This window comes from Shigella sp. FC1544, assembly GCF_001722145.1.
In the GTDB taxonomy this organism is placed as follows: Bacteria; Pseudomonadota; Gammaproteobacteria; order Enterobacterales; family Enterobacteriaceae; genus Escherichia; species Escherichia coli.
Genome location: NZ_MECT01000233.1, coordinates 1 through 23,098, shown reverse-complemented (window position 1 = coordinate 23,098; position 23,098 = coordinate 1). Strand labels below are relative to the sequence as shown.

At 52.6% G+C, this 23,098-nt stretch carries 22 protein-coding genes and 1 pseudogene; 5 read left to right on the top strand and 18 right to left on the bottom strand.

The window, feature by feature from the left end:
- Nucleotides 1-5: 5 nt before the first annotated feature.
- The 17 genes and pseudogenes from BGK49_RS12925 to hofM form a co-directional block, all read right to left on the bottom strand.
- A complete protein-coding gene (locus BGK49_RS12925) occupies nt 6-884 on the bottom strand; it encodes a phosphotriesterase-related protein (protein ID WP_000007027.1) in 879 nt (292 codons plus the stop codon).
- Nucleotides 881-2,107, bottom strand: a complete 1,227-nt coding sequence (locus BGK49_RS12920) for a phosphopentomutase (RefSeq protein ID WP_000090598.1) — start codon at nt 2,105-2,107, stop codon at nt 881-883. Before BGK49_RS12920 ends, BGK49_RS12925 begins: the two co-directional genes overlap by 4 nt.
- On the bottom strand, nt 2,107-3,270 hold the full coding sequence (locus BGK49_RS12915) for a YhfX family PLP-dependent enzyme (RefSeq protein WP_000497373.1): 1,164 nt from the start codon (nt 3,268-3,270) through the stop codon (nt 2,107-2,109). Before BGK49_RS12915 ends, BGK49_RS12920 begins: the two co-directional genes overlap by 1 nt.
- 83 nt (nt 3,271-3,353) lie before the next feature.
- Entirely contained in the window at nt 3,354-3,716 is a 363-nt protein-coding gene (locus BGK49_RS12910; RefSeq protein ID WP_001295165.1) for a PRD domain protein, read from the bottom strand.
- Between the two features lie 16 nt (nt 3,717-3,732).
- Entirely contained in the window at nt 3,733-4,638 is a 906-nt protein-coding gene (gene yhfZ / locus BGK49_RS12905; protein ID WP_001254807.1) for a GntR family transcriptional regulator YhfZ, read from the bottom strand.
- Between the two features lie 268 nt (nt 4,639-4,906).
- On the bottom strand, nt 4,907-5,911 hold the full coding sequence (trpS, locus tag BGK49_RS12900) for a tryptophan--tRNA ligase (RefSeq protein ID WP_000165553.1): 1,005 nt from the start codon (nt 5,909-5,911) through the stop codon (nt 4,907-4,909).
- Nucleotides 5,904-6,662, bottom strand: a complete 759-nt coding sequence (gene gph, locus BGK49_RS12895; RefSeq protein WP_001031715.1) for a phosphoglycolate phosphatase — start codon at nt 6,660-6,662, stop codon at nt 5,904-5,906. The genes trpS and gph overlap by 8 nt, the downstream gene beginning before the upstream one ends.
- The gene (gene rpe / locus BGK49_RS12890; protein ID WP_000816280.1) at nt 6,655-7,332 is read right to left on the bottom strand and encodes a ribulose-phosphate 3-epimerase; all 678 of its coding nucleotides are present in this window, start codon (nt 7,330-7,332) and stop codon (nt 6,655-6,657) included. Before rpe ends, gph begins: the two co-directional genes overlap by 8 nt.
- A 17-nt stretch (nt 7,333-7,349) precedes the next feature.
- On the bottom strand, nt 7,350-8,186 hold the full coding sequence (gene dam / locus BGK49_RS12885) for an adenine-specific DNA-methyltransferase (protein ID WP_000742140.1): 837 nt from the start codon (nt 8,184-8,186) through the stop codon (nt 7,350-7,352).
- A gap of 106 nt (nt 8,187-8,292) precedes the next feature.
- Entirely contained in the window at nt 8,293-9,579 is a 1,287-nt protein-coding gene (gene damX, locus BGK49_RS12880; protein WP_000343207.1) for a cell division protein DamX, read from the bottom strand.
- Nucleotides 9,580-9,670: 91 nt separating this feature from the next.
- On the bottom strand, nt 9,671-10,759 hold the full coding sequence (gene aroB, locus BGK49_RS12875) for a 3-dehydroquinate synthase (RefSeq protein ID WP_000439846.1): 1,089 nt from the start codon (nt 10,757-10,759) through the stop codon (nt 9,671-9,673).
- Nucleotides 10,760-10,815: 56 nt separating this feature from the next.
- Nucleotides 10,816-11,337 carry a shikimate kinase AroK gene (gene aroK, locus BGK49_RS12870; protein ID WP_000818618.1) on the bottom strand — a complete coding sequence of 174 codons (522 nt, stop codon included), beginning with the start codon at nt 11,335-11,337 and terminating at the stop codon, nt 10,816-10,818.
- Between the two features lie 400 nt (nt 11,338-11,737).
- On the bottom strand, nt 11,738-12,976 hold the full coding sequence (hofQ, locus tag BGK49_RS12865) for a DNA uptake porin HofQ (protein WP_000815988.1): 1,239 nt from the start codon (nt 12,974-12,976) through the stop codon (nt 11,738-11,740).
- Entirely contained in the window at nt 12,888-13,292 is a 405-nt protein-coding gene (gene hofP / locus BGK49_RS12860; protein WP_001264141.1) for a DNA utilization protein HofP, read from the bottom strand. The genes hofQ and hofP overlap by 89 nt, the downstream gene beginning before the upstream one ends.
- Nucleotides 13,282-13,722: a DNA utilization protein HofO gene (gene hofO, locus BGK49_RS12855; RefSeq protein WP_001055754.1), complete on the bottom strand. Its 441-nt coding sequence runs from the start codon at nt 13,720-13,722 to the stop codon at nt 13,282-13,284. Before hofO ends, hofP begins: the two co-directional genes overlap by 11 nt.
- Nucleotides 13,706-14,203, bottom strand: a complete 498-nt coding sequence (locus BGK49_RS12850) for a PilN domain-containing protein (protein ID WP_001069316.1) — start codon at nt 14,201-14,203, stop codon at nt 13,706-13,708. Before BGK49_RS12850 ends, hofO begins: the two co-directional genes overlap by 17 nt.
- A pseudogene (gene hofM / locus BGK49_RS12845) lies at nt 14,203-14,990 on the bottom strand (DNA utilization protein HofM). Before hofM ends, BGK49_RS12850 begins: the two are co-directional and overlap by 1 nt.
- A 119-nt stretch (nt 14,991-15,109) precedes the next feature.
- Here hofM and mrcA point away from each other — a divergent pair.
- Nucleotides 15,110-17,662, top strand: a complete 2,553-nt coding sequence (gene mrcA, locus BGK49_RS12840) for a peptidoglycan glycosyltransferase/peptidoglycan DD-transpeptidase MrcA (RefSeq protein ID WP_001445924.1) — start codon at nt 15,110-15,112, stop codon at nt 17,660-17,662.
- Nucleotides 17,663-17,826: 164 nt separating this feature from the next.
- Here the strand turns inward: mrcA and nudE are convergent, their stop codons facing one another.
- Nucleotides 17,827-18,387, bottom strand: a complete 561-nt coding sequence (nudE, locus tag BGK49_RS12835; protein WP_000045744.1) for an ADP compounds hydrolase NudE — start codon at nt 18,385-18,387, stop codon at nt 17,827-17,829.
- A gap of 319 nt (nt 18,388-18,706) precedes the next feature.
- Here nudE and igaA point away from each other — a divergent pair, with 319 nt between their 5' ends.
- The 4 genes from igaA (at nt 18,707) to hslO (ending at nt 22,890) form a co-directional block, all read left to right on the top strand.
- Nucleotides 18,707-20,842: an intracellular growth attenuator protein IgaA gene (gene igaA / locus BGK49_RS12830; RefSeq protein WP_000104513.1), complete on the top strand. Its 2,136-nt coding sequence runs from the start codon at nt 18,707-18,709 to the stop codon at nt 20,840-20,842.
- A gap of 64 nt (nt 20,843-20,906) precedes the next feature.
- Entirely contained in the window at nt 20,907-21,575 is a 669-nt protein-coding gene (gene yrfG, locus BGK49_RS12825; protein WP_001295168.1) for a GMP/IMP nucleotidase, read from the top strand.
- A 10-nt stretch (nt 21,576-21,585) separates the two neighbouring features.
- A complete protein-coding gene (hslR, locus tag BGK49_RS12820; RefSeq protein ID WP_046891649.1) occupies nt 21,586-21,987 on the top strand; it encodes a ribosome-associated heat shock protein Hsp15 in 402 nt (133 codons plus the stop codon).
- A gap of 24 nt (nt 21,988-22,011) precedes the next feature.
- Nucleotides 22,012-22,890, top strand: a complete 879-nt coding sequence (hslO, locus tag BGK49_RS12815; protein WP_004987087.1) for an Hsp33 family molecular chaperone HslO — start codon at nt 22,012-22,014, stop codon at nt 22,888-22,890.
- Nucleotides 22,891-23,098 lie beyond the last annotated feature (208 nt).

The window sequence follows — 23,098 nt, the reverse complement described above, 5'->3', positions numbered from 1 at the left end:
TGTCCTTATTGGAAAAATTGAGAGGGAGTTTCACGTAACATCACATCCACATCGGCCTGACTGAATCCTGACTGGCGCAATTGCGGAATAAAGGTGGTCAATAAATAGTCATAGCCATAACCACCATTGGCTTTTAAATGGGAGCGGCGCGTAATATCCATCGACAGCATGACGCGGTTCAGCAACCCACGGTCACGTAGCGCGTGGAGCATCGCAATGCGCTTTTCGTCCGGGTAGTAACTGTTCTTACCAATGGTGTCGAACTGCACGTACGCGCCGAGATCGATCATCTTCAAAATGTTGTCGAGGTTGTCTTTCAGATCGCAGTGACCAACGGTGACGCGCGAAAGATCAACTCCGTGGGCTTGCAACAGAGCCAGTTGTTCCAGCCCCATGGTGCTGAACGACGTATGCGTGGAGATCGGGCGTCCGGTCTGGTTATGCGCCAGCGCAGCGGCAATAAATACCTTCTCTTCCAGCGGCGTAATCTTTCCTTCGCTGGAGCCGATCTCCGCGATGAGCCCGGCTTTCAGCTCCGTGCCATCGATACCCTGTTCAATTTCATCGACCATCTCCTGCGCCAGTTCCTGCACGCTGCGGGTCACCACATGTTCCGGGAAAAACGCATCCTGGTAATAACCAGTACAGGCCACCACGTTGATCCCGGTTTCGCGCATTACACCGAGCATAAATTGCGCATTGCGCCCCATGTAACGGTTGGTCATCTCAATCACATTACGTACACCCCGGGTCATCAGGTCGTTCATCTCCTGGCAAATGAACGCATACTGATCAAGGCGGCAGTCCACGTTGTTTTTAAAGCCGGAGAGATCAATATGCAGATGCTCATGGGCCAGGGTGTAACCCGTCGGATCAAAACTCATAGGGTGTCTCCTGCAAACCGGAGGGAGGAAAGAAAAGAGCGACCATTTTGTGGCGGTGGCGCACGGAAAAATTCACACACGGTAGCTCCCACATCAGAAAGCGTGGTGCGCACACCGAGCTGCGTAGCAGCCAGGCCTTGCTGATAAACCAGCAGCGGCACCACTTCGCGGGTATGGTGGCTGTGACCAATGGTCGGATCGTTGCCGTGATCCGCCATCACGACCAGGCAATCATCTGGCTGCATCGCATCAACAAGCCGGGCAAGGTTACGGTCAACGACCTGCAAACGTTCGGCATAACGTGCGACGTCTTCTGCATGACCAGCGAGGTCGGTTTCCTGGATATTGGTGCAAATAAACGCCGTCGGATGGGTGTTAAATTCGTCGAGGGTGATATCCATAATCCGCTGGCTATCCACCAGGTTTTGCCAGCTCACGCCATAAGGATTGCTGACGATATCTGCCACCTTACCCACCAGCACGGTTGGCACGCCCGCCTCATACAGTTTTTGCGGCACCTGCACTTTTTTATCGACACCGTAGCCCATATGCACGACCTGGAAGCCGTTGTCATAAGCGCCAGAACGCGGCGCATTGATACCAATAAAGCGCCCTTCTTTGCTTTCTGCGGCATCGAGAATGCGTTGACTGTCGGTTAACAGGCCACCAAATGTAATGACCCGACCGACCTGTACCTGCTCACGCACGATACGACCAATTTTGATTGCGTCGTCAAAAGAGATCACAGAGAGATTGGCGGTAATGTTATAGACTTGGCCTAAATCCGCCTCGAGATTATCGCCAATCGCAACCGCCTGATTGACCCACAGAAATTGCAGTTCATCGCCACGGCGCTCCACCTGCCAACCGGCGGATACTAATGCCTGCTCAACACGGTCAATCACATCGCAAAAAGGCATCCGCAGCGGCGGTAACGGGCGCGTGCCTAAAATTTCCTGATGCCCCATAAAGGTATCGCCACCTTCATGTTGCAGCTCTGCCACGCCCCAGGTTGCGGAATCTGACGGCTGCATATCGCCTGGCGCATAACCCAATGCGTTGATTAGCCCCAGCTTCTCCAGCGTTGGTAGCTGCAAATGCGGCAACTGGCTCAGGATGTGACCACATGTATTCGCTCCCGCATCTTGCGGACGCACCAGCGTGACATCTTTCATTGCCCCTACGCCAAAGCTATCAATCACTAACACCACAAATCGCGCCATTACGCCCCCAGAGAGTTTCCAAGACTGTCATAACGACCAACGATTTTCGGTTCGCCACGGTGAATACCGGACACCAGCACCACATCGCTACGGGTGACAAAAATCTGCGTGCGGAAACAGAGCACCACTGCACTGCTTACCGGAAACTCGCCTGCCAGCGACAGGGTGTAGTCGATACTGCTGTCATCCACAGTTTTGAGATTGGTTTCAGTAATCTTTTGATTTTCTGGCGTAAACACCAACGCATGTTGCGCATGACCACGACGGTAGTAACCGCCGCCGTAGCAGTAGCTGTCGCCACGGAAATGATGGGAGATTTCACTCAACCAGAGCATCGCGATACGTTCAGACTGATCGCCCTGCTGGTTTGCCGGAATAGTGCCCGTCAGCGCATGACCGGGTTCGGCATGAGTCACACCGTATTGCGCCAGTAATGGCAGCGAAGTGCAGCTGGTCGCTGAAGGCGCGTTCAGTTGCTCAAGTGCAATACCAGATTTCGCCAGTTGATCCCGTGCCTGTATCAGCGTGTGAAGATTCGGTGTCGGCAAAACTTTTCCGGCAGCCTCATCCCAAAGCAGGCAAGGGAAATGGGTAAGTCCGGCTAAATGCAGACCCGGCAGTTTCTTAATTTCAGCAACCACCTCGTGCAGCGAATGCTGTACAAAACCGCTCTCCTGCCCCGGATAAAGAAAATCATCGTCGCTATAAACTTTGAGCAGCACAAACTGCACACGTCCGGCCTTCACCGCTGCCGCAGAAACTTCCCGCGCTTTGTCGAGAGTAAACACGGTGATGACGTCGGTGCCCTGTTCAACGGCGTCAGCAACCTGATGACAAGGGATTTGTACCAGATGCCCCTGATGCGCCACCGACAAACCAGCGCGGCGCATGACTCGCGCCTCTTTGTAATCCACCGCCACAATGCCGCTGTAACCTAATGCCAGCAATTTTTCCGCCAGCCATGGGTTACGGCCAAACTGCTTGGTCATCAGATACAGTTCAATGCCGTAAAGCCGCGCCGTCTCAATCAGTCGCTTACCGTTTTCCAGTACCTGATCCACGTCGATCACCCAGCTGTCCGGGGCGATCTTGCCCTGCTGCCACAAACTTAGTGCGGCGGAAATCAGCGCCGGGTTCTGGCGTTTCAATGCTTCTACAAACATCTTGTTGCCTCGTTTCTGTTCCTTGAATTAAATATTCATTTTTTTGAATATTTAAGTTGTGCGACGTGGATTTGTCGGGAGCTTCAAACCTCTTCGTTAGCAGCCATCCATAATCCATAAAGGTTGGCCAGCAAATAGCCTTCTTCACACGGATTAACTTCCAGTGCGAATTCCTTCAACAACACCTGATGCAATTGCACAACGGCTTGCCAGTGGCTGGATTGCGCCAGCTCTGCCAGCAATTCGTTATCCAGCGGCTCTATTTCTTCACCACGGCGACTGCGCATCAGTGCACTCGCCATATGTGTCATCGCCATCGTTCCTTGCTCACTGCGCACCGGCAGATGGCACTCTGTTTCCAGTACGTTGACGACCTGCATCATGCCTTTGCAGATGTCCTTATCAATAACGCCTGCCTCGCAAAGCAGGTTGAGTCTGGTTTCCATATCAGATGCCTTTCGTTTAATAACTCGGTTCCTGTTCCCCACTCACTACCCGTTGTTGATGGGCGAGCAGGGCGTGTTTATCTACAACGGCACGCAGCAGTTGTTGCATTGGGTAATCATCGACTCGCGTCAGGACCACGGCTTCGGTGGCCTGTAAAAATCGCGGATCGTCTGTGAGCGGCGTCGCCTCTAATCCCAGCATGGTCAGTTCGTTTTCCGCCACCACGTTCCAGATAACCGCATCGACATCGCCTTTAACAATGCGTTGTAAACTCTCGTGATAAGAGAGATCGACACGTTCCACATCACTATCGCCAAAAAAGACATCGGTCATGATTTTCTGATCCGCCGAACGACTATCGAGACCTACTCGCTTAACATTTCCAGACTCACCTTTGCGGCATATCAGTTGATGTTCACCAACATACGTATGCGGGCCAAGCTCGAGGGCGATGCACAAATTGTTTTGGCTGAGATAACTTTCCGCCGCCAGGCGGGAAACTACTGCCATGTCATAGACACCGTTAAGCAAACACTCCACACGAATATCCGCGCCACGCATATGCGCATAATAAAAAGGAATGCCATCAAACTGGGCTTTCAGCCCGCTTGCTAAACCTTCGTACAAGCGGGTATAGGGCAAAGGCATGGCACACACAACGTTATTGATATCCACATGACTCAGCAGCGCTTTGTTATCCATTTCGACCAGATAACTGCCATTGCGCCCACGGCGTTCAATCCGTATCGCTCCACTTGATTCCAACGTTTTCAACGCGGCCTGCGTCAGGCCAACCGATGAACGGCATTCAGTTGCCAGCTCATCTATGGTTTTCAGTCGATTACCGCATTTTTCACCCAACAAATAACGGGCCAGCGTCGTGATGACGACGCCTTCTTTTTTGATAAACGTTCGACGCATAATATATTTTCAATAAAATGAATGTTTATATCTTCATTAAAATGAAGATAAGTGGCAACTGTGAGATGTGGAAACGGCGAGGCGCTTCACATTTTTTCGGATTATTGCAAATGAGGATAAAAAAACCGGGTTTCCCCGGTTTCAGAGTGATGACGAAGTGATTTATTCGACAATGCGAGCAAAGGGTAATTCCCACTGGCGCTTGCCTGCTCCCCTCACCCTAACCCTCTCCCCAAAGGGGCGAGGGGACCGTCCGAGCGTTTTGATATTACGGCTTCGCCACAAAACCAATCGCTTCGTACACCGCTTTCAGCGTACGGGAAGCGTGTACACTGGCTTTTTCTGCGCCGTCTTTCATCACCTGTTGCAGGAAGGCTTCATCGTTGCGGAAACGGTGATAGCGTTCCTGCAATTCAGTCAGCATACCGGAAACGGCATCAGCCACTTCACCTTTCAGATGACCATACATCTTGCCTTCGAACTGTTTTTCCAGTTCTGGGATGCTCTGGCCCGTTACCGCAGAAAGGATATCCAGCAGGTTGGAAACGCCCGCTTTGTTCTGCACATCGTAGCGAACTACCGGCGGCTCGTCGGAGTCAGTGACCGCGCGTTTGATTTTCTTCACTACCGATTTCGGATCTTCCAGCAGGCCGATAACGTTATTGCGGTTATCGTCAGACTTGGACATCTTCTTGGTCGGCTCCAGCAGCGACATTACGCGCGCGCCAGATTTCGGAATAAACGGCTCCGGCACCTTAAAGATCTCGCCATACAGCGCGTTGAAACGCTGGGCGATATCGCGACTCAGTTCCAGGTGCTGTTTCTGGTCTTCACCCACCGGTACCAGATTAGTTTGATACAGCAGGATGTCCGCAGCCATCAGCACCGGATAGTCAAACAGACCAGCGTTGATGTTCTCGGCATAACGCGCAGATTTATCTTTAAACTGGGTCATGCGGCTCAGTTCGCCGAAGTAGGTATAGCAGTTCAGTGCCCAGCCTAACTGCGCATGTTCTGGTACGTGGGACTGAACAAAAATGGTGCTTTTCTCAGGATCGATACCACAAGCCAGATACAAGGCCAGCGTATCCAGCGTCGCTTTACGCAGCTTCTGTGCATCCTGGCGCACGGTGATCGCGTGTTGGTCAACGATACAGTAAATGCAATGGTAGTCATCCTGCATGTTTACCCACTGACGCAGCGCACCCATGTAGTTACCAATGGTCAATTCACCTGAGGGCTGTGCGCCACTAAAAACGATGGGCTTAGTCATTTTTCGATTCCTGATTTTCGCTATGCGGAAGCCCTAATGCGGGCAGAAGGTCATTTATAGACTGATAAATTACATCAGGCTGGCTGAGATCGATAGCCTCGCCGTAGTTATATCCGTAGGTTAAGCCAACTGATGGGCAACCTGCCGCTTTTGCCGCCTGAATATCATTGCGTGAGTCGCCGACAAACAGCATCTGTTGTGGGGCAATTCCCATCCGCTCAGCCACCAGTAACAGCGGGTCCGGATGCGGTTTTTTGTTTTGCACATCATCGCCGCCGATAACCACGCTAAAGTATTTGGCAATATCTAAGGCTTCGAGCAGTGGCGCGACGAACGGCGTCGGTTTGTTGGTGACCAGGCCTAGCGGCAGGCCTTTAGCCTGCAACGCGCCCAACGTATCGGCAACGTGCGGGAACAAAAACGTCCCCTCTTCGGCAACCTCGCTATAGTAGCGATCGAACAGTTTACGCAGAATACGTACCTGTTCTTCTGCCGGAATGTCGTCATCAACGGGCGGTTTACCCATTGTTTTACGCAGAGTCGCACGTTCCTGACGCGCCCAGGCCAATGCACGCTCCATCAGAACATCTGCGCCGTTACCAATCCAGGTAATAACGCGTTCTTCACCTGCGACGGGTAACTCCAGCGCATACAGCGCCATATCTACCGCAGCAGCAAGACCGGGAGCACTGTCAACCAGCGTACCGTCGAGATCAAAAGCGACGCCGCGAATATCTTCAAACTTATTCATGACTTACCTTTGCCAGTTCACTGCGCATTTCATCAATGACTTTTTTGTAGTCTGGCTGGTCGAAGATTGCCGAACCGGCGACGAACATATCCGCGCCCGCCGCAGCGATTTCGCCAATGTTGTTCACCTTCACGCCACCGTCCACTTCCAGTCGAATGTCAAAACCAGACTCGTCGATACGACGACGTACTTCGCGCAGTTTATCCAGTGTTTGTGGAATGAACGACTGACCGCCAAAACCTGGGTTAACAGACATCAGCAGGATCACATCCAGCTTATCCATCACGTAATCCAGATAGCTCAGAGGTGTCGCCGGGTTAAATACCAGACCCGCTTTACAGCCATTTTCTTTAATCAGTTGCAGCGTGCGGTCAACATGCTCGGAGGCTTCTGGATGAAAGGTAATGATGCTGGCACCAGCGGCAGCGAAATCAGGCACAATGCGATCGACGGGTTTCACCATCAGATGTACATCGATAGGGGCGGTAATGCCATAGTTACGCAAGGATTTCAGCACCATTGGCCCAATCGTCAGATTGGGAACATAGTGGTTATCCATGACGTCAAAATGCACGACATCAGCGCCAGCTGCCAGGGCTTTTGCGGTATCTTCACCCAGGCGGGCAAAATCAGCCGACAGAATTGAGGGGGCAATCAAATACTGTTTCATCCGCTTCTCCTTGAGAATTATTTTTTCGCGGGTGAAACGACTCCTGGTTTGTACAAAGCCAGCAGTTCGTCCACCTTTTTACGTGTGCCGCCGTTGCTGCTTATACTGCGTCGAACTTTGACGACATGCAATTTTGCGCGCTGATACCACTCACGCGTTAACATCGTATCGTGATTGGAGATCAGCACTGGAATATGGCGCTCAACCAGACCTTCGGCGATCTCCGCCAGATGCGCTTGTTGTTCAAGCGTAAAACTGTTTGTGTGATACGCCGTAAAGTTGGCGGTCGCAGACAGCGGTGCATAAGGCGGATCGCAATAGACGACGGATGCATCATCTGCGCGCGCCATGCTATCGGCGTAAGACTCACAATAGAAAAAGGCATTCTGCGCTTTTTCAGCGAAGTGATACAACTCTGCTTCCGGGAAATAGGGTTTTTTGTAGCGGCCAAACGGCACGTTAAACTCACCGAGCAGATTGTAACGACACAGGCCGTTGTAACCGTAGCGGTTCAAATATAAAAACAGTACCGCCCGACGGAACGGATCCTGGCTTTTGTTGAACTCTTCGCGGAACTGATAGTAAACCTCGGCGCAATTTGTTTCGGGAACAAACAGCTCGCGTGCGGCCTGTACGTACTCATCAGTACGCATCTTCACAATGTTATAGAGACTGATCAGGTCGCTATTGATATCGGCAAGGATATAACGAGAAAAGTCGGTGTTGAGAAACACCGACCCGGCACCTACAAAAGGCTCAACCAGACATTCGCCCTTGGGCAAATGCCGTTTAATATCATCAAGCAGGGGATACTTGCCCCCTGCCCACTTCAAAAAAGCGCGATTTTTCTTCATGCTGACTAACTAATTACACCTTCTCCGGCTGTGGAGAAAGCTCCGACAGCATCCAGCGCTTCAGGCAGCTCCCGCAACGATAAACCATTGCGGGAGATAAGCTTGATTACTTCAGATCGGCCTGTACCTGACGCAGCGGTTTCGCCCACGGGTTTTTGGCCTGAACATCTGCTGGCAATGTAGATACCGCTTTTTTCGCCTCTTCTTTCGAAGCGTACACGCCAGAAACCAGGACATACCACGGCTGACCATTACGCGTCGTTTCATAGACAACGTAGTTTTTCAGATTCTCTTTCTTCGCCCAACCGTTCAGGTTGTCGTAGTTAGAGGAACTGCTCAGCTGCAGAGTGTAATGGCTGGACGGTGCCGATTTCAACGAACCAACATTACCTGCGGTCTTCCCTCCAGCGGCTGGTGTTGCCGTGGTTTGCGCCGGGGATGCCGTCTGTACTGGAGCCGTAGTCGCCGTCTCTTTTGGTGCTGGCGTAGAAGTCGCAGCCGGTGCCTTCGTGCTCGCCACAGGGGCAGCTGGTTCAGTACGCTTCGGCGTCTGTGCTACCGGCTTCGGCTCCGTTTTCACGGTTGCTTGCGGTTTTTTCGGTTCAATCACCGCCTGCTGACGAGCTGGGCGCGTAGTGGACGGACGTTCAGCGGTTTGCGTTTTCGCCGTGTCACGCGATGCATTGCCATTGCGAACAGGCGCGACAGTCGCGGGTTCGGTCGGCAATGTGGAATTGACCGCCACATTGTTCAACTGTTGCTGATTTTGTGGCTGAGTCAGCGCATTGTTCAGGTCACCCTGCACTTCAACACGTTGTTGACCATCCGTTACCGCCGGGGTTTGCCCTTGAGTCGGCGTAGAAGAGATCGGTGGCAGAGAAACATCCTGCTGAGTATTTTCCGCAGACGTGGTTCCCGGCGCTGGCTGCACCCCATTCGCCTGATCGGTCGCATTGCCTGCAAGATCAATACTCTTCTCGCCAGACGCGGTTTGATCGCTGGAAGAGGTCGAGGGGGCTTTTAGCGCAGAACCGATACCGATGATCAACAGCAGTAGAACCAGAATGCCGACGCCCATCATCATATACTGACGAGAAGCGGGTTTACTGGCTGCTTTTTTGCGCTTACGCGGACGACGCTCTACGCGCTCTTCATCCACGGTTTCATCTTCGGATTCGTCAATTTCTTCTTCGATTTCCGGTTCCTCATTGCGCTCTTTTTGCGCACGAGTCGGACGGCGATCGTCAGTGTCATCAAGTTCAATATCATCAAAATTGATCTGCGGTTCGCCACGTTCAGTACGCTCAGAACGTTCAGAAGATTGACGAGAACGACCAGTACGACGATCGCTGGGATCGGGTTTCAGCTCGTCTTCTGGTTTGAATTCATCCATTTAACACCCCACTAAAAGGTTAATGCTTACCACGTTGCAATTAACCTGAAGCTAATAGACCGCTTGATAAGCGGCCTGACCTTTCTTGTTGTTACGCTGATTGACAATCGGCAATGGCGTTAAGAACAAGCTCGTGCGAAACGCCGCTGCGAACTTCACTCTTACCAATTGCCAACGGAAGAATTAAGCGTATCTCTCCCGCAAGGACTTTCTTGTCACGCAGCATATGCGGTAAATACGCCTGCGCGGACATTTCGCGCGGCCCATTGACCGGTAACCCAGCCCGCTTGAGCAGGGTTATAATACGCTGCGTTTCGGCAGAACTAAACTGCCCGAGACGTTCCGACGTCCGCGCCGCCATCACCATACCCGCAGCGACCGCTTCACCATGTAACCAATTGCCATACCCCATTTCAGCTTCAATGGCATGACCAAAGGTGTGTCCCAGATTCAGTAAAGCACGTAACCCGGTTTCGCGCTCGTCGGCGGCGACAACTTCTGCCTTCAGTTCACAACAACGGCGAATACAGTACGCCATTGCCGGACCGTCCAGACGCAACAACGCATCCAGATTCTCTTCCAGCCAGTTAAAAAACGCACCGTCAAGAATAATGCCGTATTTGATGACTTCTGCCAGCCCCGACGCTAACTCACGCGGGGGAAGCGTTTTCAGACAGTCGAGATCCACCACCACTGAAGCAGGCTGGTAGAACGCGCCAATCATGTTTTTACCGAGGGGATGGTTGACCGCAGTTTTGCCGCCAACGGAAGAATCGACCTGCGACAGTAACGTCGTCGGGACTTGAATGAAACGAACACCGCGCTGATAACTCGCCGCCGCGAAGCCGGTCAGATCGCCCACTACGCCGCCGCCAAGCGCCACCAGCGTAGTATCGCGACCATGCGGCTTTTGTAACAACGCCGTAAAGACGGTATCGAGTACAGCCAGGCTTTTATACTGCTCGCCGTCAGGGAGGATAACGCTATCGACGTTAACACCCGCCTGTTCAAGTACGCCGCGGACCTTATCGAGATACAGAGGAGCCAGGGTTTCGTTGGTGACCAACATGACCTGCTCGCCCGATTTCAGCGGTAAGAATGAAGCTGGTTCATTAAACAAACCAGATGCGATGGTAATTGGGTAACTACGTTCCCCGAGAGTAACGACAATCCTCTCCATAACGCGACATCCACCTTAATTACTGTACCCGCAGACGAGTGTATATAAAGCCAGAATTAGTTGCTTTCCAGCATGTGAATAATCTGGTTTGCAACCACTTTAGCGCTTTGATCATCAGTACGAATGGTCACGTCGGCAATCTCTTCATACAGCGGATTGCGTTCATTGGCCAACGCTTCCAGAACTTCACGCGGCGGTGTTTCAACGTGCAGCAACGGGCGTTTTTTATCACGCTGCGTGCGTGCAAGTTGCTTTTCGATGGTCGTTTCAAGATAAACGACAACGCCACGAGCGGAAAGACGGTTACGCGTTTCACGGGATTTCACAGAGCCGCCGCCAGTAGCCAGCACAATACCCTGTTTCTCGGTCAACTCATTGATGACCTTTTCTTCGCGATCGCGGAAGCCTTCTTCGCCTTCTAAATCGAAAACCCAGCCCACATCAGCTCCGGTTCGTTTCTCAATCTCTTGATCGGAATCGTAAAATTCCATATTGAGTTGTTGAGCTAACTGGCGCCCAATAGTGCTTTTTCCGGCACCCATAGGCCCAACCAGAAAGATATTGCGTTTCTCTGCCATTTTTTCGGTACTACTAAGACTATTCGTTAATGATAAACCCGCTTCGCTCAGAGAGCGCCGCAGGACATGAACTGAAACCTCATAAGATATTGCGAGAGTCAGACTGAAAATTATCTCAATACTCCAGCGGGTTTGGCAACTGAATAAATCACCCATCCCTCTGCATATCTGGTCGCTGCAAGCGCGCTGCCTTGCTACCACCGCTCTGGCGATAAATCACCGGGTAAGATTAGCGTAAAAAAGACAGCAAAATGCCGCCTGAATGATAAATCATCATCATGGAACGCAGGCAGCGAAGAGCACCAACTCTCAAATCGGTACTCCTTGTATGCTAAATACCTGCGCGCGTCAAATAGATGAAACACGTTCAGCATAAAAACATTACCGCTTTTACGGCTGTTTACTCACTGGAAACCAGTCGTGGCGTGATAAACACCACTAACTCGCGTCGTTCATATTCTTTTCCGTCATGACGAAATAATTGCCCGAACCAGGGAATGTCGCCAAGCAACGGTACGCTATCCTGACCCGATTTATTTTTACGGGTAAAAATGCCGCCCAGCGCCAACGTTTCTCCGCTTTTGACCTCGACCTGCGTTTCGATCTCCTGCTTATCAATCGCCAGCACTTCGCCATCGGCCTGCTGTAGCACCTGCCCCGGAACGTTCTGGCTGATGTGTAATTTCAGCCGGATGCGACCTTTTTGTAACACCGTGGGCGTGACCTCCATCCCCAGGACGGCCTCTTTAAATTCCACCGACGTCGCGCCACTTTCCCCGCTGGAAACCTGATATGGAATTTCGCTCCCCTGTTTAATGCTGGCAGGCTGAAGATGTGAGGCCAGCAGACGCGGACTGGCGATAATATCCAGCTGCTGTTTTTGTTCGAGCGCGGAAAGCTCAAGATCCAGCAAGCGTCCGTTGATGCGCCCAATGTTAAAACCGACATGCGTTGTCGCCGTCGCTACGGAGAGGTCGCTACCAAGCGTGGTGACTTGCCCAACGCCACCAGCGTGTTGCGCATCGGCCAGCGTCCATTTCACGCCTAACTCACGCAAACTTTTTTCATTAATGGTGACAATATGCGCCGACAGCTCAACCTGCCCGACCGGCAGATCCATTTGCGCTACCCACTGTTCAAGCGCGCTTAACGCCGTTTTGTTATCTCGTAGCAAAAGGCGATTGGTGCGTTTATCGACGGTCATACTCCCTTTGGCACTCAGTAGCTTCTCCCCCGCTTTCGCCAGTTCTCCCGCGTCGGCGTATTGCAGGGTTATACTGCGATTTTCCAGCGGCAGATTTGCCTGCGCCCGCGCCTGCTCCGCCTCCTGGCGGGCGATATTGTTATTCTGCCAGGCAATGGAATGCACTGAGAGAATGTTGCCTTCCTGCCGCGTTATCAGTCCGGCGCTTTTCACTACAGTTTGTAGTGCCTGCTTCCAGGGAACATCTGTTAGATGTAACGACACCGTACCGCTGACGTCTGGCGACACGACCAGGTTCAACTTCTCCTGTTCAGCCAGCGCCTGCAACACCTGAGCTACCGGAACGTCATCCACCATCAGCGTCACTTTTTGCGGCTTTGCCGCCTGTACGCCGGGTATCAGCATCAACAGTAGTGCGGCTATCCATTGCTTCATTTGTATCTCCTTGCCGTTGCCACAACCATTGTGGCGGTTCGCAGTTTGTCCCGGTACCCAGCGTTAGTACGTCTGGCGTCAGCTGTAAAATTGTCCAGCCGTTTTCCAGCACATCGTTTTGCTGCACCCGTCTCCATTTCTTTTGCCCGTCTTTTATTACACCGATGATGCGCTCGCCTCGCCCTACCATCCCCTGATAGCGCCACTGGCTAAGTTCGCTAATCCGGCATAGATCTTCCGGCGGTTTAAAAGGGTCACGCATACCGGTTAAAAGGCACAATGCAATACCTGCCAACAACCAGCGTTTAACCCTCATGCGGCGTCTCCAGTTGTAGCGTGAACAAAAGATCATCACCTTCCACGCTTAACGAAAAACGGCTCACGCTGACGTTGCGCTCTGCCAGCCGTGTGAATGCCGACGGCACTGCTTCCCACAGCGTTTTCAACGCCAACTCACCTCCCTGCGCGGATGGATGCCAGGAAACCAGTTGCGCGCCGGGCAACTGAAAATCCAGTGGCGAAAAGGGCAGCGTTTTTTCTTCGCTGAAGGGAGTGGTGTCAACCAGGCGATACAGTGTGGCCCACTGCTGGTGATGACTTGCCCGTAATCGAATTAATGCGTCGCGCTCTTCATGGTGTGTCGATGACAGAAAAATGAGCGTAACTAACATCAGCAACCAGAATGCCCAGCAAAACTGGCGGAGGCGGGGTGATGTGGCGAACCACCAGTCAAAGAACATGTTCATCGCTAACCTTCCTTGTTAACTGATACTCAAATTGCCAGCGTCCCTGCGCATCCTGGCGGAGTGACGTTTCTAGTGCGTTTAACGCGGTAATGCTTGTTGTCAGCCCCTTGATCTCCAGCGTTCCCTGCTGCCAGCTTATCGTTGTCAGCCAGGCGTGCTCGGGTAAAAGCGCCGCCAGTGCTTCCAGCGCAGATTGCCAGTCGCGGGTAAATTGTCGCTGGCTCTGCCGTTGCGAACGCTGTTCGCGTAACTGCTGTTGCTCCAGCAAACGTGGCTTCGTTATCTGTAAGCTGCGGGCGAGTTGTTGTTCCGCCTGAAGCAAAACTGCGTCTATGCGCGCTTCGGCGCTGCCTGTCAGACGCAGTATTAGCGTTATCCCGACGGCCAGCAGCAGAGGCGCAACGAACATCAGCAACCAGAAACGCAGAAAAGCGGTCCGGCGTTGCTGTCGCCAGGGCAAAAAATTAATTGGCGGGTTCATCAGTACGCCTTCCCAAGCGCCAGCCCCAGCGCGATGGCAAAGTCTCCACCAGGCGGCGGTAGCAGCGGCTGACGAACAGAAACGGCCTCCCAGGGGTCTAATCCGCCTTCGCCACATATCGCGACGCTGTCGGGATCAACGAATAACGCTGCCGCCAGCTCCTTCGCGCTAGTCATCCCCACCGCCAGTTTGCGCCCCCAGCTATAGCGCGTCGCCCACAGCCACTGTTCGTTATCACGCCAGGCCAGACATTGCTGATGAGAAGGTAAAAAAGGCAGGAATCGCTGTAATGCACTGGCATCCGGGGTGATCGCACTAACATGAACACGCAACCTTTCTGCCAGAGTAAGCAGCGTTGCCAGCTCTTTGCTTTGCGCGGCAGTCACGTTATAGGCGGGACTGAGTGAGTCTTCGCTGTAATCGAAGCGCAGGGAGTCCGGATCCATATCCAGCTCGCGGGCCATCGTCCCTGACAGCCAGGCCGTTTGCTCCCGCTCACCAAGGGACATCGACGGGCGCGGAAATGACCGCTGTACCGCTGTAATGTGCGACTGGCGGGAAACGCCAACATAATGTGATGACGCTGCGGCAGTTCGCGACTCCAAGGTAACAACGTTTTAGCCAGCTGCTGCGCATCAACAATCCGCCCATCTTTGATAATGTCGTTCTCCAGCGGCAACCGCCACCAGCGTTGCGAAAAGCATTCTTTTGCGCCCCGCACGATCGCAACCGCTACCGCTTCTTGCTGTTGTAAATGCAAACCAATTTGCCAGATCTTAAATGCCATTGTGATGATCTCCTTATCACCCGTCACTCTGACGGGTATATCAATGCGTCTGGCTTGCCTTTATACTACCGCGCGTTTGTTTATAAACTGCCCAAATGAAACTAAATGAGAAATTTCCAGTGAAGTTCGTAAAGTATTTTTTGATCCTTGCAGTCTGTTGCATTCTGCTGGGAGCAGGCTCGATTTATGGCCTATACCGCTACATCGAGCCACAACTGCCGGATGTGGCGACATTAAAAGATGTTCGCCTGCAAATTCCGATGCAGATTTACAGCGCCGATGGCGAGCTGATTGCTCAATACGGTGAGAAACGTCGTATTCCGGTTACGTTGGATCAAATCCCGCCGGAGATGGTGAAAGCCTTTATCGCGACGGAAGACAGCCGCTTCTACGAGCATCACGGCGTTGACCCGGTGGGGATCTTCCGTGCGGCAAGTGTGGCGCTGTTCTCCGGCCACGCGTCACAAGGGGCGAGTACCATTACCCAGCAGCTGGCGAGAAACTTCTTCCTCAGTCCAGAACGCACGCTGATGCGTAAGATTAAGGAAGTCTTCCTCGCGATTCGCATTGAACAGTTGCTGACGAAAGACGAGATCCTCGAGCTTTATCTGAACAAGATTTACCTCGGTTACCGCGCCTATGGTGTCGGTGCTGCGGCACAAGTCTATTTCGGTAAAACGGTCGACCAACTGACGCTGAACGAAATGGCTGTGATAGCCGGGCTGCCGAAAGCGCCTTCCACCTTTAATCCGCTCTACTCAATGGATCGTGCCGTCGCGCGGCGTAACGTCGTACTGTCGCGGATGCTGGATGAAGGGTATATCACCCAACAACAGTTCGATCAGACACGCACTGAGGCGATTAACGCTAACTATCACGCGCCGGAGATTGCTTTCTCTGCGCCGTACCTGAGCGAAATGGTGCGCCAGGAGATGTATAACCGTTATGGCGAAAGTGCCTATGAAGACGGTTATCGCATTTACACCACCATCACCCGCAAAGTGCAGCAGGCCGCACAGCAGGCGGTACGTAATAACGTGCTGGACTACGACATGCGCCACGGCTATCGCGGCCCGGCAAATGTGCTGTGGAAAGTGGGCGAGTCGGCGTGGGATAACAACAAGATTACCGATACGCTGAAGGCGCTGCCGACCTATGGTCCGCTGCTGCCTGCCGCAGTCACCAGCGCCAATCCTCAGGGAGCGACGGCGATGCTGGCGGACGGGTCGACCGTCGCATTGAGTATGGAAGGCGTTCGCTGGGCGCGTCCTTACCGTTCGGATACTCAGCAGGGACCGACGCCGCGTAAAGTGACCGATGTTCTGCAAACGGGTCAGCAAATCTGGGTTCGTCAGGTTGGCGATGCATGGTGGCTGGCACAAGTGCCGGAAGTGAACTCGGCGCTGGTGTCGATCAATCCGCAAAACGGTGCCGTTATGGCGCTGGTCGGTGGCTTTGATTTCAATCAGAGCAAGTTTAACCGCGCCACCCAGGCACTGCGTCAGGTGGGTTCCAACATCAAACCGTTCCTCTACACCGCGGCGATGGATAAAGGTCTGACGCTGGCAAGTATGTTGAACGATGTGCCAATTTCTCGCTGGGACGCAGGTGCCGGTTCTGACTGGCAGCCGAAAAACTCGCCGCCACAATATGCTGGTCCAATTCGCTTACGTCAGGGGCTGGGTCAGTCGAAAAACGTGGTGATGGTACGTGCAATGCGGGCTATGGGCGTCGACTACGCTGCAGAATATCTGCAACGCTTCGGCTTCCCGGCGCAAAACATTGTCCACACCGAATCGCTGGCGCTGGGTTCAGCGTCCTTCACCCCAATGCAGGTGGCGCGCGGCTACGCGGTCATGGCGAACGGCGGCTTCCTGGTGGACCCGTGGTTTATCAGCAAAATTGAAAACGATCAGGGCGGCGTGATTTTCGAAGCGAAACCGAAAGTAGCCTGCCCGGAATGCGATATTCCGGTGATTTACGGTGATACGCAGAAATCGAACGTGCTGGAAAATAACGATGTTGAAGATGTCGCTATCTCCCGCGAGCAGCAGAATGTTTCTGTACCAATGCCGCAGCTGGAGCAGGCAAATCAGGCGTTAGTGGCGAAGACTGGCGCGCAGGAGTACGCACCGCACGTCATCAACACTCCGCTGGCATTCCTGATTAAGAGTGCTTTGAACACCAATATCTTTGGTGAGCCAGGCTGGCAGGGTACTGGCTGGCGTGCAGGTCGTGATTTGCAGCGTCGCGATATCGGCGGGAAAACCGGTACCACTAACAGTTCGAAAGATGCGTGGTTCTCGGGTTACGGTCCGGGCGTTGTGACCTCGGTCTGGATTGGCTTTGATGATCACCGTCGTAATCTCGGTCATACAACGGCTTCCGGAGCGATTAAAGATCAGATCTCAGGTTACGAAGGCGGAGCCAAGAGTGCCCAGCCTGCATGGGACGCTTATATGAAAGCCGTTCTTGAAGGTGTGCCGGAGCAGCCGCTGACGCCGCCACCGGGTATTGTGACGGTGAATATCGATCGCAGCACCGGGCAGTTAGCTAATGGTGGCAACAGCCGCGAAGAGTATTTCATCGAAGGTACGCAGCCGACACAACAGGCGGTGCACGAGGTGGGAACGACCATTATCGATAATGGTGAGGCACAGGAATTGTTCTGATTAAAAAGGCGCTTCGGCGCCTTTTCAGTTGGCTGACAAAGTGCATTTGTTTATGCCGGATGCGGGTGAACGCGTTATCCGGCTAACAAAATCGTGAAAAATCAATATATTGCAGGAACCCCATAAGCCTGATAAGCGTTGTGCATCAGGCAAACTTCACGCATTTACACTCGCCCCTGCCCTTTCAACCATTCGCGCACGAGGAACAGCGCGCTGACATTACGCGCTTCGTTGAAGTCAGGGTCTTCCAGCAAATCCATCATATGCGCCAGCGGCCAGCGCACCTGTGGTAGCGGCTCTGGCTCATCGCCTTCCAGCGATTCCGGGTAGAGATCTTGCGCGACCACGATATTCATTTTGCTGGAAAAGTAAGACGGTGCCATGCTGAGCTTCTTCAAAAAAGTCAGATCGTTCGCACCAAATCCAACCTCTTCTTTTAGCTCGCGGTTAGCGGCTTCGTAGACGCTTTCACCCGGATCAATTAATCCTTTCGAAAAACCTAATTCGTAGGATTCAGTTCCCACTGCGTATTCGCGGATCAGGATCAGGTGATCGTCCACAATCGGCACAATCATCACTGCTTCCCGGTTGGTTGGACGCATTCGTTCATAAACACGCCGCACGCCATTGCTGAACTCCAGATCCACGCTCTCGACGGTAAACAGTCGGGAACGGGCTACAGTTTCAACATTCAGAATGGTGGGTTTTTGTAATGATTTGCTCATCGTGGGATCTATGCTGTGAAATCAGCGGTTATTGTGCGATATCGGACACGCTTTCGGCAATGTGAATTGCATGTTATTTACATTTATGTAACTTAATAAATAATCGTCCTCAAATCAAATTAAAAGTCAATAGGTTGAAATAACTCCAGGAATTTGCTGATATTCCGCCTTCAGAGGGTTTGCTATGATCAGCGGTTACTGTGATGTGCTTAATGATGCTCAAGTTAAACTCCACGCTTGCCGATAGCCAACCGCAGAATCATGTATTGTGTCTGGTGCGACTGACCACGCCTGACAGACTAAGTAAGATGGGGAAAGCATGAGCACCATTGTGATTTTTTTAGCTGCTTTGCTGGCCTGCTCACTACTTGCGGGATGGCTGATAAAAGTGCGATCCAGACGGCGTCAGCTGCCCTGGACCAACGCCTTCGCGGATGCGCAAACGCGTAAACTCACACCTGAAGAACGTAGCGCCGTTGAAAATTATCTTGAGAGCCTGACGCTGGTATTACAGGTGCCTAGCCCAACGGGAGCTAGCGCGGCACCGATCTCTCTGGCGCTGAATGCCGAAAGCAACAACGTCATGATGCTGACACACGCTATCACACGTTACGGCATCTCTACCGACGATCCGAATAAATGGCGTTACTACCTCGATTCGGTAGAAGTCCACCTGCCCCCCTTCTGGGAACAGTACATCAACGATGAGAATACCGTTGAACTGATTCATACCGATTCGCTGCCGTTGGTTATTTCACTCAACGGTCATACGCTGCAGGAGTACATGCAGGAAACGCGCGGCTATGCCTTGCAACCTGTTCCGTCCACGCAGGCGTCGATTCGCGGGGAAGAGAGTGAGCAAATCGAGCTACTCAATATTCGCAAAGAAACGCATGAAGAATATGCGCTGAGTCGTCCGCGCGGGCTGCGTGAAGCGTTGCTGATCGTCGCCTCCTTCCTGATGTTCTTTTTCTGCCTGATTACCCCGGATGTATTTGTTCCGTGGCTGGCAGGCGGCGCATTACTGCTGCTGGGCGCAGGTCTGTGGGGGCTATTCGCGCCCCCGGCAAAATCCTCCCTGCGGGAAATTCATTGTCTGCGCGGTACACCCCGTCGTTGGGGATTGTTTGGCGAAAACGATCAGGAACAGATCAACAATATTTCACTCGGTATTATCGACCTGGTCTATCCCGCACACTGGCAGCCATACATTGCTCAGGATCTCGATCAACAAACCGATATTGATATCTATCTCGACCGCCACGTAGTGCGTCAGGGGCGATATCTTTCGCTGCATGATGAAGTAAAAAACTTTCCGTTACAGCACTGGCTGCGCAGTACGATTATCGCTGCGGGCTCGCTGCTGGTGCTGTTTATGCTGTTATTCTGGATCCCGCTGGATATGCCGCTGAAATTCACTCTCTCATGGATGAAAGGCGCGCAGACCATTGAAGCCACCAGCGTAAAACAACTGGCTGACGCTGGCGTGCGGGTAGGCGATACATTGCGTATTAGCGGTACGGGAATGTGTAATATTCGCACTTCCGGAACCTGGAGCGCGAAAACCAATTCACCTTTTTTACCGTTTGACTGCTCGCAGATCATCTGGAATGACGCCCGCTCATTACCATTACCAGAATCTGAACTGGTCAACAAAGCGACGGCATTGACTGAAGCAGTTAATCGCCAGCTGCACCCTAAACCGGAAGATGAATCTCGCGTCAGTGCCTCATTACGTTCAGCGATTCAAAAATCCGGCATGGTATTGCTTGATGATTTTGGCGACATTGTACTGAAGACAGCGGATTTATGTTCTGCCAAAGATGACTGTGTGCGACTGAAAAATGCGCTGGTCAATCTCGGCAACAGTAAAGACTGGGACGCGCTGGTAAAACGCGCCAACGCCGGGAAGCTCGATGGCGTGAATGTGTTATTACGCCCGGTGAGTGCGGAATCGCTGGATAACCTGGTGGCAACCTCCACCGCGCCGTTTATCACGCATGAAACGGCGCGAGCGGCACAATCACTAAACAGTCCGGCCCCCGGCGGATTCCTGATTGTCAGCGACGAAGGCAGCGATTTTGTTGATCAGCCCTGGCCTTCGGCATCACTTTACGACTACCCGCCGCAAGAACAGTGGAACGCTTTCCAGAAACTGGCACAAATGCTGATGCATACGCCGTTTAACGCCGAAGGTATCGTCACAAAAATCTTCACTGACGCCAATGGTACGCAGCATATTGGCCTTCATCCGATCCCGGATCGTTCCGGCCTGTGGCGCTATCTCAGCACCACATTGCTGCTACTGACGATGCTGGGTAGCGCCATTTACAATGGCGTACAGGCCTGGCGTCGTTACCAGCGTCATCGCACTCGCATGATGGAGATTCAGGCCTATTATGAAAGCTGCCTGAACCCGCAACTGATCACCCCTTCAGAAAGCCTTATCGAATAACACGTTTGCGCGGCAGGTTATGCTACCCTGTCGCGCAAATTGCTTCACTCTGGAGATTTCCCTCATGCATATCAACATTGCCTGGCAGGACGTAGATACCGTTCTGCTGGATATGGACGGCACGTTGCTCGACCTCGCCTTCGATAACTATTTCTGGCAAAAGCTGGTGCCTGAAACATGGGGCGCGAAAAACGGGGTTACGCCACAGGAAGCGATGGAATATATGCGCCAGCAATATCACGACGTACAGCATACGCTAAACTGGTACTGTCTTGATTACTGGAGTGAGCAACTGGGTCTGGATATCTGTGCAATGACCACCGAGATGGGACCGCGCGCCGTACTGCGTGAAGATACCATTCCGTTTCTTGAGGCACTGAAAGCCAGCGGTAAGCAGCGAATTTTGCTCACCAATGCTCATCCGCACAACCTGGCGGTAAAACTTGAGCATACGGGTCTGGACGCACACCTTGATTTATTACTTTCCACCCACACATTTGGTTATCCGAAAGAGGATCAGCGGTTATGGCATGCGGTGGCCGAAGCTACGGGTCTGAAAGCTGAAAGAACGCTGTTTATTGATGACAGCGAAGCGATTCTCGATGCTGCCGCGCAATTTGGTATTCGTTACTGCCTCGGCGTGACTAATCCTGATTCCGGGATTGCCGAGAAACAGTATCAACGCCATCCGTCACTGAATGACTACCGCCGCCTGATCCCCTCGCTAATGTGAAGGAGACGCCATGAAAGAGAAACCTGCTGTTGAGGTTCGACTGGATAAATGGCTATGGGCTGCCCGTTTTTATAAAACCCGCGCGCTGGCCCGTGAAATGATTGAAGGCGGTAAGGTGCATTACAACGGGCAGCGCAGCAAGCCGAGCAAAATCGTCGAGCTGAATGCCACGCTCACTCTGCGCCAGGGAAATGACGAACGCACGGTGATTGTAAAGGCGATTACTGAACAGCGTCGCCCCGCCAGCGAGACAGCCTTGCTGTATGAAGAGACTGCGGAAAGTGTAGAGAAACGCGAAAAAATGGCGATGGCACGTAAACTTAATGCCTTAACCATGCCGCACCCGGACCGACGCCCGGACAAAAAAGAGCGCCGCGACCTGTTACGATTTAAACACGGCGACAGTGAATAACTGTCACCTGCAAGAGAGATGATTATGCCGCAACATGACCAATTACATCGCTATCTGTTTGAAAATTTTGCCGTTCGCGGCGAACTGGTAACCGTTTCGGAAACCCTGCAACAGATCCTTGAGAACCACGATTATCCGCAGCCCGTTAAAAACGTGCTGGCAGAACTGCTGGTTGCGACCAGCCTGTTAACCGCTACGCTGAAGTTTGATGGTGATATCACCGTACAGCTGCAGGGCGACGGTCCGATGAATCTGGCGGTTATTAACGGTAACAATAACCAGCAAATGCGCGGTGTGGCGCGCGTGCAGGGCGAAATTCCAGAAAATGCCGACCTGAAAACGCTGGTCGGCAATGGTTACGTGGTGATCACCATTACCCCGAGCGAAGGCGAACGCTATCAGGGCGTAGTTGGTCTGGAAGGTGATACCCTGGCGGCCTGCCTGGAAGATTACTTTATGCGTTCTGAACAGCTGCCGACGCGCCTGTTTATTCGCACCGGCGACGTAGACGGCAAACCGGCTGCAGGCGGTATGTTGTTGCAGGTAATGCCTGCGCAAAATGCCCAGCAGGACGACTTTGACCACCTGGCGACGCTAACCGAAACCATCAAAACCGAAGAACTGCTGACCTTACCGGCAAACGAAGTGTTGTGGCGTTTGTATCACGAAGAAGAGGTGACGGTTTACGATCCGCAGGATGTGGAGTTCAAATGCACCTGCTCGCGTGAACATTGCGCCGATGCGCTGAAAACGCTGCCTGATGAAGAAGTTGATAGCATCCTGGCGGAAGATGGCGAAATTGACATGCATTGTGATTACTGCGGTAACCACTATCTGTTCAATGCGATGGATATTGCTGAAATCCGCAACAACGCGTCTCCGGCAGATCCGCAAGTTCATTAATGAGTATGTCCGGCAGAGAGGGCTCTGCCGGATTTTACAACTTAATGGCCTGATGTGCTGCGCTTACCAGCGCCTATGAAATAAATCGCAAATTATTTTGGTCAGATACTGGATTTGCCCCTATATTTCCAGACATCTGTTATCACTTAACCCATTACAAGCCCGCTGCCGCAGATATTCCCGTGGCGAGCGATAACCCAGCGCACTA